At 62.3% G+C, this 19,403-nt stretch carries 22 protein-coding genes; 6 read left to right on the top strand and 16 right to left on the bottom strand.

What is annotated here, in order from left to right; translation table 11 throughout:
• Positions 1-42 precede the first annotated feature (42 nt).
• The 9 genes from EB815_RS02490 to EB815_RS02450 form a co-directional block, all read right to left on the bottom strand.
• Positions 43-1,134 carry a 3-deoxy-7-phosphoheptulonate synthase gene (locus EB815_RS02490; RefSeq protein WP_056570292.1) on the bottom strand — a complete coding sequence of 364 codons (1,092 nt, stop codon included), beginning with the start codon at positions 1,132-1,134 and terminating at the stop codon, positions 43-45.
• Between the two features lie 449 nt (positions 1,135-1,583).
• On the bottom strand, positions 1,584-2,006 hold the full coding sequence (locus tag EB815_RS02485) for a type II toxin-antitoxin system VapC family toxin (RefSeq protein ID WP_065005419.1): 423 nt from the start codon (positions 2,004-2,006) through the stop codon (positions 1,584-1,586).
• Entirely contained in the window at positions 2,003-2,266 is a 264-nt protein-coding gene (locus EB815_RS02480; RefSeq protein WP_056570294.1) for a type II toxin-antitoxin system Phd/YefM family antitoxin, read from the bottom strand. The genes EB815_RS02485 and EB815_RS02480 overlap by 4 nt, the downstream gene beginning before the upstream one ends.
• Before the next feature lie 84 nt (positions 2,267-2,350).
• The gene (locus EB815_RS02475; RefSeq protein ID WP_056568841.1) at positions 2,351-3,145 is read right to left on the bottom strand and encodes an SDR family oxidoreductase; all 795 of its coding nucleotides are present in this window, start codon (positions 3,143-3,145) and stop codon (positions 2,351-2,353) included.
• 26 nt (positions 3,146-3,171) lie between these two features.
• Positions 3,172-4,167, bottom strand: a complete 996-nt coding sequence (iolG, locus tag EB815_RS02470) for an inositol 2-dehydrogenase (protein ID WP_056568843.1) — start codon at positions 4,165-4,167, stop codon at positions 3,172-3,174.
• A gap of 119 nt (positions 4,168-4,286) precedes the next feature.
• Positions 4,287-5,054 (bottom strand): ATP-binding cassette domain-containing protein, encoded by a 768-nt coding sequence (locus tag EB815_RS02465; RefSeq protein ID WP_027040720.1) that lies wholly within the window; start codon positions 5,052-5,054, stop codon positions 4,287-4,289.
• A gap of 2 nt (positions 5,055-5,056) precedes the next feature.
• Entirely contained in the window at positions 5,057-6,133 is a 1,077-nt protein-coding gene (locus tag EB815_RS02460; protein ID WP_056568846.1) for an ABC transporter permease, read from the bottom strand.
• A gap of 109 nt (positions 6,134-6,242) precedes the next feature.
• Positions 6,243-7,184 (bottom strand): sugar ABC transporter substrate-binding protein, encoded by a 942-nt coding sequence (locus EB815_RS02455; protein WP_056568850.1) that lies wholly within the window; start codon positions 7,182-7,184, stop codon positions 6,243-6,245.
• 190 nt (positions 7,185-7,374) lie between these two features.
• Complete coding sequence (locus EB815_RS02450) at positions 7,375-7,611, bottom strand: hypothetical protein (RefSeq protein ID WP_155772469.1); 237 nt, start codon at positions 7,609-7,611, stop codon at positions 7,375-7,377.
• A 174-nt stretch (positions 7,612-7,785) separates the two neighbouring features.
• On the opposite strand from EB815_RS02450, the gene EB815_RS02445 reads away from it, so the two are divergent.
• Positions 7,786-8,580, top strand: a complete 795-nt coding sequence (locus EB815_RS02445) for an FkbM family methyltransferase (protein WP_056568854.1) — start codon at positions 7,786-7,788, stop codon at positions 8,578-8,580.
• A gap of 117 nt (positions 8,581-8,697) precedes the next feature.
• On the opposite strand, the gene EB815_RS02440 is transcribed toward EB815_RS02445, so the two are convergent.
• Entirely contained in the window at positions 8,698-9,492 is a 795-nt protein-coding gene (locus tag EB815_RS02440) for a hypothetical protein (RefSeq protein WP_056568857.1), read from the bottom strand.
• 69 nt (positions 9,493-9,561) lie between these two features.
• Positions 9,562-10,593, bottom strand: a complete 1,032-nt coding sequence (locus EB815_RS02435) for a LacI family DNA-binding transcriptional regulator (protein WP_056568860.1) — start codon at positions 10,591-10,593, stop codon at positions 9,562-9,564.
• A 166-nt stretch (positions 10,594-10,759) separates the two neighbouring features.
• Here EB815_RS02435 and EB815_RS02430 point away from each other — a divergent pair, with 166 nt between their 5' ends.
• The 3 genes from EB815_RS02430 (at position 10,760) to EB815_RS02420 (ending at position 13,517) form a co-directional block, all read left to right on the top strand.
• Entirely contained in the window at positions 10,760-11,851 is a 1,092-nt protein-coding gene (locus EB815_RS02430; RefSeq protein ID WP_056568864.1) for a fatty acid desaturase family protein, read from the top strand.
• Between the two features lie 116 nt (positions 11,852-11,967).
• Complete coding sequence (locus tag EB815_RS02425; RefSeq protein ID WP_056568867.1) at positions 11,968-12,282, top strand: MocE family 2Fe-2S type ferredoxin; 315 nt, start codon at positions 11,968-11,970, stop codon at positions 12,280-12,282.
• A 5-nt stretch (positions 12,283-12,287) separates the two neighbouring features.
• Positions 12,288-13,517, top strand: coding sequence for an NAD(P)/FAD-dependent oxidoreductase (locus EB815_RS02420; RefSeq protein WP_081294955.1), 1,230 nt, complete (start codon positions 12,288-12,290; stop codon positions 13,515-13,517).
• Positions 13,518-13,936: 419 nt separating this feature from the next.
• On the opposite strand, the gene EB815_RS02415 is transcribed toward EB815_RS02420, so the two are convergent.
• From EB815_RS02415 to hslV, 5 genes are all read right to left on the bottom strand, one after another.
• A complete protein-coding gene (locus tag EB815_RS02415) occupies positions 13,937-14,896 on the bottom strand; it encodes a DUF1402 family protein (protein ID WP_056568874.1) in 960 nt (319 codons plus the stop codon).
• A 171-nt stretch (positions 14,897-15,067) separates the two neighbouring features.
• Positions 15,068-16,378 (bottom strand): ATP-dependent protease ATPase subunit HslU, encoded by a 1,311-nt coding sequence (gene hslU / locus EB815_RS02410; protein ID WP_056568877.1) that lies wholly within the window; start codon positions 16,376-16,378, stop codon positions 15,068-15,070.
• Positions 16,379-16,382: 4 nt separating this feature from the next.
• Positions 16,383-16,982, bottom strand: a complete 600-nt coding sequence (locus tag EB815_RS02405) for a DUF2585 domain-containing protein (RefSeq protein WP_056568881.1) — start codon at positions 16,980-16,982, stop codon at positions 16,383-16,385.
• 3 nt (positions 16,983-16,985) lie between these two features.
• A complete protein-coding gene (locus EB815_RS02400) occupies positions 16,986-17,537 on the bottom strand; it encodes a GNAT family N-acetyltransferase (RefSeq protein WP_056568884.1) in 552 nt (183 codons plus the stop codon).
• Complete coding sequence (gene hslV, locus EB815_RS02395) at positions 17,527-18,078, bottom strand: ATP-dependent protease subunit HslV (RefSeq protein ID WP_056568887.1); 552 nt, start codon at positions 18,076-18,078, stop codon at positions 17,527-17,529. The genes EB815_RS02400 and hslV overlap by 11 nt, the downstream gene beginning before the upstream one ends.
• A 242-nt stretch (positions 18,079-18,320) precedes the next feature.
• Between hslV and hisB the strand changes: the two genes are divergently transcribed.
• Both hisB and EB815_RS02385 read left to right on the top strand, forming a co-directional pair.
• The gene (gene hisB, locus EB815_RS02390; protein WP_056568890.1) at positions 18,321-18,920 is read left to right on the top strand and encodes an imidazoleglycerol-phosphate dehydratase HisB; all 600 of its coding nucleotides are present in this window, start codon (positions 18,321-18,323) and stop codon (positions 18,918-18,920) included.
• Positions 18,921-18,925: 5 nt separating this feature from the next.
• A complete protein-coding gene (locus tag EB815_RS02385) occupies positions 18,926-19,402 on the top strand; it encodes a DUF2628 domain-containing protein (RefSeq protein ID WP_056568893.1) in 477 nt (158 codons plus the stop codon).
• The last annotated feature ends 1 nt before the right edge of the window (position 19,403 follow it).

Below are 19,403 nucleotides of genomic sequence, written 5' to 3'. Positions count from 1 at the left end.
GGCTGAAACGGGAACCGCCGCCCTGCCTTGTCTCCGGCCAGATCAGGCGGCTCCCTGCCGGCTCTCCAGCATGGCGCGGCGCGCCGACCGGCGCCATTCGACGGCACCGGCAAGGCCGTGCAATACGGTCTCGGTGGTCGCCCAGTCGATACAGCCATCGGTGATGCTCTGGCCGTAGACCAGCGGCTTGCCAGGCACGACGTCCTGTCGTCCGGCGACGAGATTGCTCTCGATCATCAAGCCGATGATGCGCTCGTCGCCCGCCGCGACCTGGCCTGCCACGTCGGCCGCCACCTTTGGCTGGTTCTCCGGCTTCTTGCTCGAGTTGGCGTGGCTGACATCGATCATCAGCCTTGGCGCGACGCCGATGCGGGCGAGTTCGACCGAGGCCGCCTCGACGCTCGCCGCGTCATAATTGGGCTGGACGCCGCCGCGCAGGATGACATGGCAGTCCTCATTGCCGGTGGTGGTCGCGATGCCGCTGCGTCCGCCCTTGGTCACCGCCATGAAATGGTGCGGCTGGGCAGCGGATTTCACCGCCTCGCCGGCGATCCTGAGATTGCCGTCGGTGCCGTTCTTGAAGCCGACCGGGCAGGACAGGCCCGATGCCAGTTCACGGTGGATCTGGCTCTCGGTCGTGCGCGCGCCGATCGCGCCCCAGGCGACGAGGTCGGCAATGTATTGCGGGGTGGTCATGTCGAGGAATTCGGTCGCCGCCGGCAGGCCGAGATTGTTGACGGCCGACAGCACATTGCGCGCCATCCGCAGCCCCTTGTCGATGTTGAAGCTGCCGTCAAGGTCGGGATCGTTGATCAACCCTTTCCAGCCGACCGTGGTGCGCGGCTTCTCGAAGTAGACCCGCATGACGATCTCGAGCCGGTCGGACAGGGTTTCGCGCAGCGCCGCCAGACGGCTGGCATAATCAACGGCCGCGACCGGATCGTGGATCGAACAGGGCCCGACGACGACAAGCAACCGGTCGTCGGACCCGTTCAGAATGGCGTGGATGGCATTGCGTGACGCGCTGACGGTGCGCGTCGCCGTCAGCGTGCGCGGGATTTCCCGCATCACCTGGTCCGGCGTGCTCAGTTCTCGGATTTCCTTGACCCGAAGGTCGTCTGTGGTGGTCAACACGGCTTTCTGCTCCTGGTTTAGGAGACCTGCCGGCTGAAACAAAAAAGCCGCCAGGTCTGGCGGCTGTTCGGATGTTGTTGCTGCAATCTTCAGATCGAGCGCAATCCTCCCGCCGCCAGCGAGCTGCTAAAGTACCAATAGGTGGCGGACAGGTGGATCATGCCGCTCATATAATCGAAGCCGAGGCGCTTGTCACGTCTTTGATGGCAGTCAATTCCGGGGAGGCCGAACCCTCGCGATTTTGTCATCCCTGGGCGAAGCAGGAGCCAAGCTCCGTCGCGGAGACCCTGGGATCCATTCCGCGACCTCGGTCGAAGGGTGCAGCGAAGCAGAATTCTGCACCGCGGCAACGCTTTCGAGCCCCGGCATGGAGTCCAGGGTCCGCGCCGCGTCGCTGCGCTCCTTGCTCCGCCCGTGGATGACGAAGTGATGGACGTTCCCGCCAAACTTCATGCCGTCCAGGGATCGAGGAGTTCTATCCCAAAGCCTTCGAAATCCCTGGTATTGCGCGTTACCAAGGTTAGCCGCTGCGCAATCGCCGTGGCTGCGATCAGCCCGTCCATTGACGACAGGCCGCGACCGCGACGCTTCGCAAGGCCTATAAGGTCGCCCCAGGCCAGGGCAACCGGCTCGTCCACAGGCAAAATCCTTTGCTCGAAACGCTGCGGCAGGTCTCGGGCGAGCCATTCGGCCAGTGCCTTGCGTTTCCGGCCCTCGTCCATGAGGGCGACGCCACGCCGGATCTCGGCGATCGACACGACACTGATGAATGAGCGATCCTCATCAAGCCCGTCCAGCCAGTCCAGAACGCGCGCGTCTGGCCCCGGCCTTGTCACCTCGGACAGGACATTCGTATCGAGCAGCAGCCTCACAGCGGCAGGTCACGCGGTTCGTCACGCTGGCGCTCGAGGTCGAGATCGGCGCCGCGCAGCGGTGACTCCAGCAGGAACTGCGCAAGCGTACCCTTGCGCGCGGTCTTTCGCTGCCATTCCTCGGCCGAGACGACAACCACGCTTGGTTTGCCGTTTTTGGTGATCGTCTGCGGAGAAGACTGCGCGCGCTCGATAACCTCCGAGAGCCGAGCCTTTGCCCCAGCGACCGTCCAGCTCGTATCTTTGGCCACAGGCAGCATCTCAATCTCCATGACTAGTCTGACTATCTTGACTATATGGGAATGGCGATGCTGCAGCAACAGGCGCGAGGCTACTGGTTGAACCTACTCCGGTGACGACCCCGCAACGCTCTGGTCGTAGTCGACCAGCGATCCGGTCATGACCCCCGATTGCGGGCTGACCATGTAGCTGATCAGCCGGGCGAGTTGGTCCGGCTTGACCAGCTGGCCCATCGGCTGTGCGGCTTCGGCTTTCGCCAGCCAGTCGTCCGGGGCGTCATGCCATTTCTTCTGCACGAGGTCCTCGCCCTCGGTATCCATCCAGCCCGGCAGCACCGCGTTGCAGCGGATGCGGTTGAAGCGATAGGCGTTGGCGACGTTCTTGGTCAGCGTCATCAGCGCGCCCTTGCTGGTCGAATAGGGCGTCAGGAAGGACTGGCCGGTATGTGCCGACATCGACAGAACATTGACGATCGAGCCGGAAGCCTTCTTCTCCAGGAGATGCGCCACCACGCCCTGCATCAGGAAGAACGGGCCGCGCACATTGGTGTCGAAGATCTGATCGAAAAGCTCTTCCGATGTCTCGACCAGCGAGCCGCGCGCCGACGTCGCGGCGGCATTGACCAGCGCGTTGATGGTGCCGAAATGCGAGAGCGCGGTTGCCACCGCGCGCTTGCAGTCGGCCACCTTGGAAACGTCGGCGCTGATGAAGATGGCGTCGACGCCCGACTTCTTGAGGGTGGCGACGGCCTTGTCGCCCTTCTCCTGCGAGCGGCCGATAAGCGCCAGCGCCCGGCAGCCCTCGTCGGCGAGTGCCTCGGCGACGGCGAAGCCGATGCCTTGCGCGCCGCCGGTGACGATGGCGCGTGTCTGTGAATTACGATCGGCGGATACGCTCATCGCTCTGCTCCTGTGTCTTGGAATTCTTACTTGTCGAGACGGACGGTCTTGCCTGATGTCGCCGATTTCAGCGCCGCATCGGCCAGCTTCAGCGCCACGAGGCCGTCGGCGCCACTTGGCGTCGCCTTCTTGCCCTTTGTCGCGGCCGTGATGAAGGCGGCAATCTCATTGGCATAGGCGTCGAGATAGCGGGTCATGAAGAAGTCGTGCAAAGGCGGGCGCGTATAACCCTTCTCGTTGGCCAGCTCGATCGACACCGGCCGCTGGTTCTCGGCCGCGATCATGCCTTTCGAACCATGCACCTCGATGCGCTGGTCGTAGCCATAGGTGGCGCGGCGCGAGTTCGAAATGATTGCCTGCTTGCCCGAAGCCGTCTCCAGGATGACGCTGACGCTATCAAAATCGCCGGCTTCGCCGATTTTCTTGTCGACGAGCACCGAGGCGTGCGCGCTCACGGCGACAGGTTCTTCGCCGAGCAGGAAGCGCGCCATGTCGAAATCATGAATGGTCATGTCGCGGAAAATGCCGCCCGAGCGCTTGATGTAGTCGACTGGCGGCGGGCCGGGATCGCGCGACGTGATGGTGACCATCTCGACCGTGCCGATGGCGCCGTCGTCGATGGCCTTGCGCACGGCGGCGAAATGCGGGTCGAAGCGCCTGTTGAAACCCACCATCAGCGTCGCCTTGGCCTTCTCGACCACGGCCAGGCACTTCTCCACCCGCTTGACGTTAAGGTCGATCGGCTTCTCGCAGAAGATCGCCTTGCCGGCCTTGGCGAAACGCTCGATCAGATCGGCATGGGTGTCGGTCGGCGTGCAGATGACGACGGCGTCGATGTCTTTGGATGTCTCGATGGCGTCGATGGTGCGCACCTCGGCGCCATAGGCGCTCGCCAGCTCCTTAGCCGCCTTGTCGAAAGCATCGGCCACCGCCACCAGTTTTGCATCGGGGTTGGAGCCGACGGCGCGGGCATGGACCTTGCCGATGCGGCCGGCGCCGAGGAGGGCGAAACGAACAGTCATGGATATTTCCTCTGAGGGATGGGTTCGAGAGAGTTGTGTCCTGACCTTTCTGTCAGGGAAAGGTGGCTGGGTATTTTCCTGGCGCGGCGGATCGTCCCGGAACCGGGCAACCACTCCGCCTAGGCCGCGAGTTCCGCCTCTCCGGTCTTGGCGCCGGTGATGTAGGAGACGATGTCCTGGCCGTCGGTGTTCTCCTTGCGCAGATTGGCGACGATGCGGCCGCGCCGAAAGACGACGATGCGGTCGCACAGGTCGAACACCTGGCGCATATTGTGGCTGATCAGGATCAGCGGCTCGCCATTGTCTTTCAGCGTACGGATGATGTTTTCGACCTGCGCCGTCTCCTGCACGCCAAGGGCCGCCGTCGGCTCGTCCATGATGATCAGCTTGGAGGCGAAGGTCGCCGTCCTGGCGATTGCCACGCACTGACGCTGGCCGCCCGACATGTGGCGGATGGTGTTGGAGAGATTGGGGATCTTCACCGCCGTGCGGATCAGTGCCGCTTCGGTTGCCTTGCGCATGTATTTGCGGTCGAGGATCGAGAATGGCCCGAGATTGAACAGCACCTTTTCGCGGCCGAGGAACAGGTTCGACGGCACGTCGAGATCATCGGCCAATGCCAGGTTCTGGAACACCGTCTCGATGCCCGCCGTGCGGGCCTCGATCGGCCCGGCAAAATTCACTTCCTTGCCGTCGAACCAGATCTGGCCGCTGGTGCGCTGCTCCACGGCGGTGATCTGGCGCACGAAGGTCGACTTGCCGGCGCCATTGTCACCCATGATGGCGACATGCTCGCCCTTGCGCAGCTCGAAGTTGGCGCCTTCCAGCGCATGCACACCGCCATAGCGCTTGGTGAGGTTTTCGGTCTTCAGGACGATGTCTGACATGGTCAAGCCCTCAATGCCCGCAGGCGTTGGCGCCACTGGTCGAGAACGACCGCGCCGACGATGATCACGCCCTTGACCATCTCCTGGTAGTAGGCGTCGAGGCGCAGGAAGGTGAAGCCGGAGATGATGACGCCGAAGATCAGCGAACCGATCACCGTGCCGATGATCGAGCCGCGGCCGCCCGACAGCGAGACGCCGCCGATGACCGCCATGGCGATGGCGTCGAGTTCGTACATCACGCCCATGCCGGACTGCGCGGTCAAGTTCTTGGAGCTCAGCACCACGGCGGCGAGCGCGGCGAGTATGCCGGCGATGGCGTAGACCAGGATCTTGTGATTGGCGATCTTGATGCCGGACATGCGCGCGGCGTCCTCGTTGGAGCCGATCGCATAACAGTGCTTGCCGTACCTTGTGTAGGTCATAACCAGCTGGAACAGCACCGCCAGCGACAGGAAGATGATGACCGGCATCAAGCCCTTGCCGATCGCCGCGAAACTGTCGGTGGGAAAAGAGATCGGCTGGCCCTTGGACCACCATTTGGCGATGCCGCGCGCGGTGACCATCATGCCGAGCGTGGCGATGAAGGGCGGAATGCGCGTGTAGGCGATCAATGAGCCATTGACGAGGCCGGCCAGCAAGCCGCAGCCGATCGCGACCAGCAGTGGCACGATCACAGGCAGGTCGGTCCAGCCTTGTGCCAGGAACATCGCCTTGGGATTTGGGTTGCCGTTGACGGTTGCCACCTGGGCGAAACTCATGGCGATCATGGCGGTGGCGCCGACAATCGAACCCGAGGACAGGTCGATACCTCCGGTGATGATCACCTGCGTCACGCCGATGGCGATGATGCCGACGATCGACACCTGCAGGATGATGATCTGCAGGCGCGCCTCGTTGAAGATCCCGCCGACGTCGCTGCGCGTGTTGAACAGGAAACTGTCGCCGAGAAAGACCCGCCCGATCACTTCGAAGGCGACGACGAGGATGACAAGCGCCAGGAAGACATTGAGTTCGGCCGGCCATGCGCGCTTCTTCGCATCGTAGGTGAGCCCTCCAACGCCATGGGATGTCTGTGACAATCTTCTATCCTCCGTCAGCCGCGGTCGTTCCTCGATCGCCTTCAGGCGCTGAGGGAAAGAGGAGCGGCGCCTTCCTTGGCGCGAAAGCGCCGCTCCATATGTCCGCGGCTCAGTTCTTCTTCAGGAACTTGTCGATGTTGGCCGGGGTGACGAGCTGGAACGGCACGTAGACCTTGTGCTCGACCTTCTCACCCTTGGACAGCTTGAGCGCCGCATCCAACGCGCCGGCACCCTGGCCGGCCGCGTCCTGGAACACGGTTGCATCAAGGTCGCCCGCCTGCATCGCCGCCAGAGCGTCCTGGGTGGCGTCGACGCCGCCGACGACAACCGACTTCATGTCGATGTTGGCGGCCTTCATCGCCTGGATCGCGCCGATGGCGCTTTCGTCATTGTTGGCGATGACGCCATCGAACTTCTTGCCGGTCGACAGCCAGTTGGTCATCAGGTTCTGCGCCTCGTCGCGGTTCCAGTTCGAGGTCTGCTTGTCGATGATCTTGATGAAGCTGCAGTCCGGCGTGGCGATCACCTCTTCGATGTCCTTGGTGCGCTGCACGGCGGCCTGGTTGGAAAGCTCGCCCATGATCACATAGACATTGGCCTCCTTCTTGCCGGCTTCCTTGAACAGGCGGCAGACTTCCTTGGTCTCGAGCGTGCCGGAATCGGCTTCGTTCGAGGCGACGAAGGCCTGGTTGTCCGGCAGCGAGTTCACATTGACAGGCTCGCGGTTGACGTAGACCAGTGGGATCTTGGCGGCTGCCGCGGCGTCCGACATCGCCTGCGTCGCCGAGGTGTCGACAGGGTTGACGATGATGGCGTCAACGCCCGAAGCGGCGAAGTTCTTGATCTGATCGAGTTGCTTGGCGACGTCGTTCTGCGCGTCCTCGACCTGCAGCTCGACGCCGCTCATGCCCTTTGCCTGCGCAATCATGCCGTTGCGCAGCACGGTGAGGAAGTTGTCGTCGAACTTGGCCATCGATACGCCGATCTTGGCGGCCATGGCCGATGAACTCATCAGCGCCGCGAAGGCGACGCCCAAAAGCAGTTTCTTCATTGTATCTCTCCTCCACTTTTGGTGTCCGGTTGCACCGATTTCTCCGGAATCCCCGATCTCCCCGGGGAATCTCTCCCTGATATCGTTTCGTTCCGCGCTGCAGGGCCCTGCATCGGCTGGAACGCCAAACTCGCCGTTTGAAACAGACGTTCCGGAACGAAAGAACCAAAATGTACAGTTGGTGAAATATTTATTCCATTTTGCCACGAGGCGTCAAGGGCGATTCCAAAACCGGACGCTCGATTTTGGCCGATGCGGAAAAGCGGCGTCGATGCGGGTTGGGGCGCGCGTGCTCTGTGCGAGGCTGATCCAAAGCCGAGGCAAGTCCGGGGATATCGGTGATGGCCAGATCGCCAGCCTCTGTCGTCGTCTCCACCGGAGCCATGCCGTGGTTGGTAGAAGCGAGGGGATCAGGAAATATTGTCATTTTCCAATCTTGTAAGAACTCACGCTTGGAGGTAAAAAATATTGGGGGGATTTTAAAATATGCGCATCAATATGTGGAATTTGCAACAAATCAGGTCCCTCGAAATATTTTGGGGATCTGCATATGAGATTATTTCGGCCAATTGACAGAGTGCTTCAGCGTTCACGCGATAGGATGTTTGCCGGACTTCGAACCTTCGACCGGTTCCGCTACTTCAGCCTGCTGACCATTAACGAAGATATTGTCCTCGTCACCAGACAGTTCGCGGATCATCGCCTTACCTTCTCGCCACATGAGTACATAGGGAGAAGCTTGTTCAAGGACGGCCATTACCAACGCGATCTAGCGGACAGAGTGCTGGAGATCATTGGGCAGACCGGCGGGAGAACACTTTTAGAGGTTGGCGCCAATATCGGTACACATAGCGTCTACTTGACACGTAGCGGCCGGTTCGACCGACTGGTTTGCATCGAGCCTGCGCCCGACAATATTCAGCTATTGAAGCAAAATCTGTCTCTCAATGGGCTGATGGATGGAACAACCGTTATTGAGTGCGCGGTGGGTGACCACAATGGCGTCGTCGACTTTTACTTTGACGAAAAAAATTGTGGGGCAGGCGGTGTTATCAGGCCTGGGGAGGGTGCTCGATCTGTCCAAGTGCCTCTTCGGCGCGTGGATGAAATCCTGCGTGAGGTCGACGTCAATCCTGACGATATTGGCCTCGTCTGGATGGACATTGAGGGCGCCGAGCCTGCGGCCCTGAGATCCATGAGGGACTTGCTGGAACGCCGAGTTCCAATCCTGATGGAATATGTGCCATCTCGGTATGAGCCGTCGGAAGCAAGTGAAATGGCGGCGGATTTGGCCCAATATTATGGACGTTGTGTCGTCTTCAGCGGAAAGTCCGAAAGGGATGTGGACATTCGCAACTTGCCCGGCGGGACCAACGATATTCTCTTTCTGCCATAGCGAACGATCGCCATCCAACCAGTTAGGCGGTGGGTGCTTTGCCGAGGGCCGCGGCGGCCTCTTCCCTTGGGGTGCTGCCGCCGTCCGCGGTATCGCGATGCCTGTGATGGGCGCGGCCTAGAAGTGCCAGATGTCCCTCTGCATCAACAAGTCGAGCGGAGCCCGCGATATCCGGTATTTCGCCGCAGACTCGATCTGTTGACTTAAGGTCAGCTGATTGGCGCGCTCGAAAAAGGCTTCGATGCGCTGCCTGGCAAATAGCTTTCGGCCCCTGGTGTTATAGTTCCGCAGGGGCAGCCAATGTCCGCTTATGGAGCGGCCGTGCTGCGATAACGCCACACCAATGCAGAACTGTTCGGCCGTGTGCGCTCTGACCACGCCGATCATTTGCTCGATGGCCTGGTAAGCGTCAGCCAACGCCGGGAGATTGGAATTGTGGACACCCACGACGCCGCTATTCCACATCGGCTCACGTCCCGACAGCCGCTGGTCGCCAAGCAAGAATCCCTTATCCGCGATTGCCCGGTAGGCGGCGGCCTTTGGTGTGCCTTCGCATTTTCTCATGATCGAGTGCGAGGCGGAGATTTTTCCGAAGCATCTCGATACATTGCCGACGGGGTAGATGTCGGTATCCATGAAAAACAGGCGATCGCAACGCCGCAACAGCTCAATGATGCCGGCGGCCTTGATGCCAAACAGGTACCGATCGCCGAAAGACATCTCGGTCATTTCCTTGGCGGTAAGCTCGATCGCTTCGATCGGATAGCCGTCGAAAACGCCTGGCCGGTCCGTCAGGACTGAAATTCTGGCTCCTGGCGTGTAGTGCAACAGCCGAAGGGCGCTGAAAAGCGCTCCACGAGCATAGAGAGCATCCTTGCCAAAGGCGATGTACCCAAACCTGTCCTCACCCATTAGCGGTCTATATTGGCGACCGGATTCTGCGTCAACTCGGCCGGCCATGCCTGGAAGCGCGATGCATCGCTAGATATTCTCGGGCAGGTAGATTTCGAACGGCAGGAAGGTCTGCCCCGGTGCGTTCGCGGCGCCGGTCTCGATGGCATGCGCCATCAGGTCCATGAGCTCGCGGCAAAGTGCGGCCAGCGGTGTCGAGATCACCATCGTCAGGATGCCGTCGGCCAGGGCCGAACGTGAGACCGCGGTGATCTCGTTGCAGATCACCGCCGGCATCTCCGCCGGCCTGGCTTGCCTCAGTGCCGCGACCGCGCCTTCCATGCCGCCGCCGGCGACATAGCAGCCGACCAGATCGGGATGGCGGGCGAGAACATCGAGCAGCGTATCCTGCGTGATCTGGTTGGCCTCGAGATTGACCAGCGTTTCAAGCAAGGTGAAGTCCGGCGCCTGTTCGCGGAAGAAGGAGCGGAAGCCGATCTCGCGCAGCTCATGCCCGTGGAAGCGGTGGCTGCCGACGAACAGCGCGACCTTGCCCGGCCGTTTCGCCGCTTTCGAGATCATCCAGGCCGCCGTGCGGCCGACCTTGCGGTTGTCGAGGCCGACATAACCCTCGCGAATGCCGGCCGCGAAATCGGACAGCAACGAAAACACCGGCAACCCCTGGGCCTTCATCTCCTCGACGACGACCGTCAGCGTCGGGTGATCCGGCCCGACCAGCGCGACGGCCCTGCATTTGGCCGCCAGCTTGCGCGTGCGTTCGACGATTTCGTCCGGCGTCAGCGAACTGGCGAAATCGATGATCGCGACGCCGCGGAAGCGCTGTGATTGCGACACCGCGAGCTCGAGCTGCCGCGCGAACTCCGAATAGAACACGTCATTGCCTCGCAACAGCAGGAAGCCGAGCCGGTACTCCGGCAGCTCATGGCGCATCCGCTGCTTGATCAGGCCGGCGGCGTGATAGCCGATCTCGGTCGCCGTCTCGTAGACGCGGCGGGCGGTTTCCTCGCGCACCGGCAGGCGGTTGTTGAGCACCCGGTCCACCGTGGCAACGCTGACGCCGGAAATGCGCGCCAGATCGGTGATGGTCGGCCGTTTCGCCATGATCGCCTCGTTCGAGTCCCAACACATGGATACATCATTCTGATAGGAAATGATAGAAACTATCTTTGTGATATTGAGTCTATCATGGCTCGGCGGTATTTTTAGGTTCGAGGCCAATGGGCAAGCGGCATTCGCCTGGGCGGATGCCCTGCCGAGGGAGGCAACCATGACGACAGCGCCGTCCCGGCGTGACTACAGCCTGATCGGCCGCGACGCCAAGCTCGCCGTGGAGAACGGCCTGTCGGCCGCCGAGTGGTATCACACCGACGTGTCCCGCAAGCAGATGAAGGAGCTGATGCAGCGCTCCGACGGGCCGGCGATCCGCGACACCGCGATCTGGCTGGCCGCCCTCATCGTCAGCGGCGCCGGCGGCGCCTGGTTCTGGGGCACCTGGTGGTGCGTACCGTTCTTCTTCGTCTATGGCGTTCTCTACGGCTCGTCCACCGATTCACGCTGGCATGAATGCGGCCACGGCACGGCCTTCCGGACGCAGTGGATGAATGATGCGATCTATCAGATCGCCTGCTTCATGATCATGCGCAACCCGGTGACCTGGCGCTGGAGCCACACGCGCCACCACACAGACACCGTCATCGTCGGCCGGGACCCGGAAATCTCTGTCATGCGGCCGCCCGACCTGGTGCGCGCCGTCCTTGGCTTTGTCGGCGTGCTCGATGCCTGGCATGCGATGTCGGACATGCTGCGCAACGCCGCCGGCAACATCAGCGCGGCGGAAAAAACCTTCATTCCCGAGCAGGAGCAGGGCAAGGCGATCCGTGTTGCCCGCATCTGGACCGCGATCTATGCCGCGACCATGGCGCTGGCGCTCTACACCGGATCGTTCCTGCCCTTGATGCTGGTCGGCCTGCCCAGGCTCTATGGCGCCTGGCACCACGTCATGGTCGGCCTGCTGCAGCATGGCGGCCTCGCCGACAATGTCATCGACCACCGGCTCAACAGCCGTACCGTCTACATGAACCCGATCAGCCGCTTCATCTACTGGAACATGAACTATCATGTGGAGCATCACATGTTCCCGATGGTGCCGTACCACGCGCTACCCAAGCTGCATGCGCTGATCAAGCATGATCTGCCGGCGCCGACGCCATCCATCCTGGCCGGCTACCGCGAGATGATCCCGGTCTTCCTGCGCCAGCTGCGCAACGAGGATTACGTCCTTAAGCGCGAACTGCCGCCGACCGCCAGGCCGTACCGCGAGGAATTCCATGGCGATGCCGTCGCCGCCGCGGCGGAATGATCGTGGCATCCGATCTGCACTCTTTGTTTCAACGCAATTCCCTGGGGGAAAGCGCCAAGCGCTTTCCCGGGAAACCGTTGCGCACCTTTCCTGGAATTGCTTTTGCGGAGGACTGAATGAGCGACTGGGTCGAGGCGTGTGCTGCCGATGACATCGATGAAGAGGACGTAATGCGCTTCGATCATGGCGGGCGCACCTTCGCCATCTATCGCAGTCCCGACGACGAATACTTCGCCACGGACGGGCTCTGCACGCATGAGAAGGTGCATCTTGCCGACGGCCTGGTGATGGACGACATCATCGAATGCCCCAAACACAATGGCCGCTTCAACTACAAGACCGGCGCGGCCAGGGGCGCGCCGGTCTGCGTCAGCCTCAGGACCTATCCGGTCAAGGTCGAGGGCGGCAAAGTCCTCGTGCAGATCGGGTGACGGAGATGGCGCGCGCAATGGTCATCATCGGGGCCGGCGAATGCGGCGGGCGGGCGGCTCTTGCGCTGCGCGATCTTGGCTATGGCGGGCCGGTGACGCTGGTCGGCGACGAGCCGCATCTGCCCTACGAACGTCCGCCTTTGTCCAAGGACGCGATGGCCAGCGACGTGCCGGAAATCAAGGCGATCGCCAGCGACGCGATCCTGGCCGAGAAATCGATCCGGCATATCCGTTCCGTCAGGGCCGTGGCGATCGATCGCGCCGCCCATACGGTGCGCCTGTCGGACGGTTCGGTCCTGCCCTACGACAAGTTGCTGCTGGCCACCGGCTCGACCCCGCGCAGACTGCAGATGCCTGGCCTCGGCAAGCGCTGCGTTTATCTCAGGACATTCGCCGATGCGCTGGCCATTCGCGCCCACCTCCGCGCGGACAACCGCATCGCCGTCATCGGCGGCGGCTTCATCGGCCTCGAACTCGCCGCCGCGGCCCGCAAGCTCGCCGCTGCGGTCACTGTCATCGAGGCCCAGCCGCGCATCCTGATGCGCGGCGTCCCGGCCGAGATCGCCGAAATTATCCATGCGGCGCATGTCGCCGAAGGCGTCGATATCCTGTGCGGTGAAGGCATTGCGTCCATTGCCGACGACGGGGAACAAGTGCGTATCGCGCTTGCCGGCGGACGCGAGATCACAGCCGATCTCGCCATCATCGGCATCGGCGCCGTGCCGGCGACCGGGCTCGCGGCCGAGGCCGGGCTGGCCATTGAAAACGGCATCGCGGTCGATGCCGAGCTGCGCAGCAGCGATCCCGATATCTTTGCCGCCGGCGACTGCTGTTCGTTCCCGCTTGCCGTCTATGGCGGCCGCCGCGTGCGGCTGGAGGCCTGGCGCAATGCGCAGGAACAGGGCGCGCTTGCCGCCAGGAACATGCTTGGTGCCGGCGAGGCGCATGTGGCGGTGCCGTGGTTCTGGTCGGATCAGTATGGGCTCACCCTGCAGATATCCGGCCTTGCCGACGAAGGCCGCGGCACCGTGCGGCGCGATCTCGGCGACGGCGCCTTCATCCTCTTCCACCTGGCCGAGGACGGCAGGCTGGTGGCGGCCAGCGGCATCGGTCCCGGCAACGCGGTCGCCCGTGACATCAGGCTGGCCGAAATGCTGATCGGCAAGCAGGCCAGGCCGGCGCCGGAGGCGCTGGGATCGCAGGCCGTGAAGCTGAAGTCTTTGCTGGCGGCTTGAGGCCGTCGCGCCAACTATAGAGGTCTGCGCTGCCCCTCATCTGCCTGCCGGCATCTTCTCCCCGCAAAGCGCTACTGCATGCATTGTCTTATGCCGCGCTGGTCGACCCCCACTCCGTCTCGGCTTCGCCGAGCCACCTAGCCGGGGCGAGCCACGGGTCTCGCCCGTCCTTCGGACCCCCCGATCGACGGGGTAGAGGAAAGGCGCCAAGCTTTTTGCCAGCAACGCTCCTCCAGCAAAGCTCCCTTCCTTTCCCTCCGGAGGGGGAAAGGTGGCGCTGCGAAGCAGCGACGGATTGGGGGAACCACGTGGCAATCAAGCCTCGCGCCGATCAGTCACGCCGGTGCCCGGCAGGGCAATGAGGGGCGGCACTGGCGTCGGCGAATTCAACTCCGATGCGCTCCGTCCCCTCGACGCGTCTAAAACAGCGCCTTCAGTTCCGACAATTTGTCGTTGACCAGCCAGCCGTAATAATTCTCCTCCGGCAGCTTCACCTGTTCGCCGGCGGCGCGACGCTTGTCGTTCTCCGCCTTCAGCGCATAGGCACGCTGCTCCGGATTGCCGACATTGTAGAGCGTGGCGGTCAGCCCCGGATTTCCCGAAATGTCGAAGCCGGCGATGCTCTTGTAGGCATCGATCGATTTCCTGATCGTCGCGGCGACGTAGGGCAGCGTCAGGTCGGGATCCATGATGGTTTTGTAGACCGAATTGGGGTCGCCGACATCGAGCCTCGGCAAGCCGGAGACCTTGTGCACGAGATCGCTCATCTGCAGCGCCGTCAAGGGGTTGAGCTGGCCAAGGCCGAAGGTCTGGCCGGCATAGTAGGGCTGGAAGAAGGTGGCGCCGAAGCGGTCATCGGGAAAGCTTGTCCCGCCGACCGTTTTGCCGCGAAACGAATGGTTCCAGACTTGTTCGCGGCATTCCCAAAGGTCGTAGCTGTCCGACATTGCGGCGCATTTCTTGAACTCCGGCCGCTGCACGAAATCGGTGACGTCCTCGCCGTCATAGGCGAAGGACAGTTTGCTGGAGAGATAGGAGATCGCCTTGACGTAGTAGGTCTGCAGCCGGTCATAGGCGTCGACATTGTAGGTGTGCTCGCCGACGATGGCGCCGACGATGTGCAAGGGATCAATGCCGTAGGCGGAAGCGGCCTTCTTGATCTTGGCGCGCAGATCGGCGTCATTCTGCAGCAGGGCGTAGACCTTGCGGTATTTCGCCTGGAAGGTGGTGTTGGTCGCCTGGGTGCGCCGGCTCGATGCGCCGGGAATGTCGGGCTGCTCGGCATTGCGGTTTCCCGGCGGCACCAATGTCGCCGCATCAGCGACGAAAAGCGTCGCCGCCAGCGTCAAGCCGAGAATGACCAGAATGAATTTTTTCATGCGCCGCCGCCTTCAGGTATGCCGCGCAAACTAGGGTAATGCTCCGGGCTGAGTCGAGAGCGCGCTTTTCGCCGGCAAGACGAAAGGTGGCCAGATGGTACCATCTGGCCACACATGATTTCCGCCGGAACGGTGTTGCCTGATCCGGCGCCGGAACCTCCAGAGCTGTCGTTACAGGATGAATCGCGACAAATCTGTGTTTCTGGACAGATCGCCGACATGCTTTTCCACATAGGCGGCGTCGATGGTGACGCTCGTGCCGTTGCGGTCGGGCGCGTCGTAGGAGATCTCGTCCAGCACCCGTTCCATCACCGTCTGCAGCCGCCTGGCGCCGATATTCTCGACGCTGGCGTTGAGATCGACGGCGATGCCGGCGAGTGAATCGATGGCGTCGTCGGTGAAGGTCAGGTCGACGCCCTCCGTCTTCATCAGCGCGATATACTGCTTGATCAGGCTCGCTTCCGTCTCGGTCAGGATGCGGACGAAATCCTCCTTCTCCAGCGCGCGCAGCTCGACGCGGATCGGCAGGCGGCCCTGCAATTCCGGCAACAGGTCTGACGGCTTCGAGACGTGGAAGGCGCCTGAAGCGATGAACAGGATGTGGTCCGTCTTCAGCGGCCCGTATTTGGTCGCCACCGTGGTGCCTTCGACCAGCGGCAGCAGGTCGCGCTGCACGCCTTCGCGCGAAGGCCCGCCCGAAATATCCGACCTGGCGGCGATCTTGTCGATCTCGTCGAGGAAGACGATCCCGTCATTTTCCGCGGCATCGAGCGCCCGGCGCACCACCTCGTCCTGGTCGAGCAGCTTGTCGGACTCGTCACTGACCAGCAGATCATAGGATTCCTTCACCGTGGTCTTGCGCAGCTTGGTCTTCTTGCCGCCCATCGCCTTGGACAGCATGTCGTTGATGTTGAGCACGCCGATATTGGCGCCCGGCATGCCGGGGATCTCGAAACCGGGCATGCCGCCATTGCCGGTATCGGCCACTTCGATCTCGATCTCTTTGTCGTCGAGTTCGCCGTCGCGCAGCTTCTTGCGGAAGCTGTCGCGCGTCGCCGGGCTCGCCGTCTTGCCGACCAGCGATTCCAGAACGCGTTCCTCGGCGTTGATATGGGCGCGCGCCTTGACGTCCTCGCGCATCTTCTCGCGCACCAGGCCGATGGCGATCTCGACGAGATCGCGGATGATCTGCTCGACGTCACGGCCGACATAGCCGACTTCGGTGAACTTGGTTGCCTCGACCTTGACGAAAGGCGCACCGGCCAGACGCGCCAGGCGGCGCGAGATCTCGGTCTTGCCGACGCCGGTCGGTCCGATCATCAGGATGTTCTTCGGCATCACCTCTTCGCGCATCTGGCCTTCCAGCTGCTGGCGGCGCCAGCGGTTGCGCAAGGCGATGGCCACGGCGCGCTTGGCGTCCTTCTGGCCGATGATGAAGCGGTCGAGTTCCGAAACGATTTCGCGGGGAGAGAATGTGCTCATATCACTAAATTCCACTTTGCCACTGCTTGATGGCCTCGAACGGATGCAGCAGCATGATCACGTTGAGTGTCAGATTGTCCCGGATGAGGTAGCCGGTACCCAGTTCAAAAAGGATGGCGAGGCTGACGATCACCCATATAGGTAGCCTTCGCGCCATCACAAATCCCAGCACCATGGCCAGTGTGTCGGACACCGAATTGATGATGCTGTCGCCGTAATAGTCGAGCGAGATGGTGCCGGCGCGGTAGCGGTCGATGATGAACGGGCTGTTCTCGAGCAATTCCCAGCCGCCTTCGATGAGAACGGCGAACGCCAGCCTCAGGCCGATCGGCGAGCGTGGGAACAGGAACCGTGCCAGCGCGTAGAACAGGAAGCCGTGGATGATGTGCGAGAAGGTGTACCAGTCCGAAATGTGCTGGGAATTCTCGGAACTGTTCACCACGCCATGCCAGAGCTTGACGTAGCCGCATGTGCAGATCGGCGTCCGGCCCATCAGATAGAGCGTGCCGGCTTGGACGATGACAAGCCCGGCAACGATCAGCAACCCCATCCGCCAGCTGTTTTCGTAGGCCGAGAGGTTCTTCTCCTCGCCGGATGCGTTCATGCCCTATAGCCCCTCTTTCCCGTCGCCTTCTTCGGCATCGCCCTCTTCAGCGTCGCCCTCTTCAGCATCGATAGCCATCAGCACCACGTTGCCATAGACCGATTGCCTGCGATCAATGGCCCGGAATCCGGCTTTTTCATAGGCGCGGATGGCCCTGATATTGGCCGGGTCCGGATCGATGATGACGCGCGGCACGCCTTCCCTGAACAGGTCCTCGACGAATTGGCGCACGATCGCCGAGCCATGGCCGATGCCGATCAGTTCAGGCCGGCCGATCGACAGGTCGATGCCGAGCGTGCCGAACGGCTGGTCGGCATAGGGATGGTCGTCTTCCATATGTGGATCGTAGCTCTGCAGATAGGCGATCGGTTTGCCATCGAGTTCGACGATCAGCGGCTCGACCGAAATCGAGTCGATATGATCGCGGATCTCGGCGATTTCCGTCTCCGGATCGTTCCACCACCGAGCGACCTCGGGCTCGGCCAGCCAGCCGGCGATCATCGGCAGGTCTTTCGTGGTCACCGGCCGAAAATCGTAGAGCTGCTCAACCGGCATCGAGCGTTTCGACGACGAAATTGTTGTTGGTGTAGACGCAGATGTCGGAAGCGATCTGCATTGCCTTGCGGGCGATTTCCTCGGCGTCCTTGTCGGTGTCCATCAAGGCGCGCGCCGCGGCCAGTGCGTAATTGCCGCCCGACCCGATGGCCATGACGCCAAATTCGGGTTCGAGCACGTCGCCGGTGCCGGTCAGCGCCAGCGAGACCGACTTGTCGGCCACCAGCATCATCGCCTCAAGCCGGCGCAGATAACGGTCGGTGCGCCAGTCCTTGGCGAGTTCGACGCAGGCGCGCGTCAGCTGGTCGGGATACTGCTCGAGCTTGGCTTCCAGCCGCTCGAGCAGCGTGAAGGCGTCGGCGGTGGCGCCCGCGAAGCCGGCAATCACATTGCCGCCCTTGCCGATGCGGCGCACTTTACGGGCATTGCCCTTCATGATGGTCTGGCCAAGGCTGACCTGGCCGTCGCCAGCAATCACCACCTTGTTGCCCTTGCGCACCGTCACGATGGTCGTGGCGTGCATGGTCAGATTATCAGACATTTCCTGGCTCCGATTCGCGCGATCCCAAAAGGCGATTGGCGCGGTACGAGTGATTTATCGGCCATATGTATGCACCGGACCAATGATTGCAAATCGCCTCTCCGGCAAGGCCCGATAGCTTTGTCCGAGGCAACTGGCAATCGCCGGATCATGCTGATAGAAGGCATTCGTTTTCAAGCCCGCGAGCGCTTGGAGCCTGTGAACCGGTTTACCACGTGAACCGCTGGGACAAGGATAGAGTGATGGCGCCCCGTTCCGCCGAAGCCAGCCGCAAAACCAGGGAAACCGATATCTCGGTGTCGGTCCATGTCGACGGCTCGGGCAAATCCGATATCGCCACGGGCGTCGGCTTCTTCGACCACATGCTGGACCAGCTCTCGCGCCATTCCCTGATCGACATGACGGTCAGGGCGAAGGGCGACCTGCATATAGACGACCATCACACGGTCGAGGACACCGGCATCGCGCTCGGCCAGGCGCTGACCAAGGCGCTGGGCGAACGGCGCGGCATCATGCGCTATGCCTCGATCGACCTTGCCATGGACGAGACGCTGACGCGTGCGGCGATCGACGTGTCGGGCCGGCCGTTCCTGGTCTGGAACGTGTCCTTCTCGTCGCCCAAGATCGGCACCTTCGACACCGAACTGGTGCGGGAATTCTTCCAGGCGCTGGCGCAGAATGCCGGCATCACGCTGCATGTCACCAACCACTATGGCGCCAACAACCACCATATCGCCGAGACCTGCTTCAAGGCGGTGGCACGCGCGCTGCGTGCAGCACTTGAGCCCGACCCGCGCCAGCCGGACGCGGTTCCCTCCACCAAGGGATCTTTGAAGGGATAGCGCTCATGGCCGCCTATGTCGTGATGGAACCGCCCGGCCGCGGCGAGAAGGCCGACGCAACGGCCTTTGTCCGCGATGGCTTCACCTGGCTCGGCCTGCTGGTGCCGCCGCTATGGCTCGCCTGGCATCGGCTGTGGATCGAAGCCGGACTTGCCTTCGTCGTCATGGGCCTGCTTTCGATGGCTGGTCAGAAGCTTGGCCTCGGTTTCGCCAGCTCCCTGCTGTCGCTGCTCGTCTCGCTCTACGTTGGCCTGGAAGGGCAGGGGTTGCGCATCGCGGCCCTTCGCCGGCGCGGCTGGCATGAATGGGGCGTGGTTCACGCCGGCCGGCTCGACGATGCCGACATCCGTTATGCGCTTGAGGCCGAAGGGCACGCGGAGGAAACCGTTCCGGCGCCACGCATCGTTCCGGATGCCGCCCTGGCCCGCCCGGCGCAGCCTGGCATGGCGCTGGGCCTGACCCACATCCCAGGACGGCCCTGAC

The sequence above is a fragment of the Mesorhizobium loti genome (assembly GCF_013170705.1).
Classification (GTDB): domain Bacteria; phylum Pseudomonadota; class Alphaproteobacteria; order Rhizobiales; family Rhizobiaceae; genus Mesorhizobium; species Mesorhizobium loti_D.
Note: the sequence above shows the minus strand (reverse complement) of the source record. Positions and strands in the feature narration are given on the sequence as shown.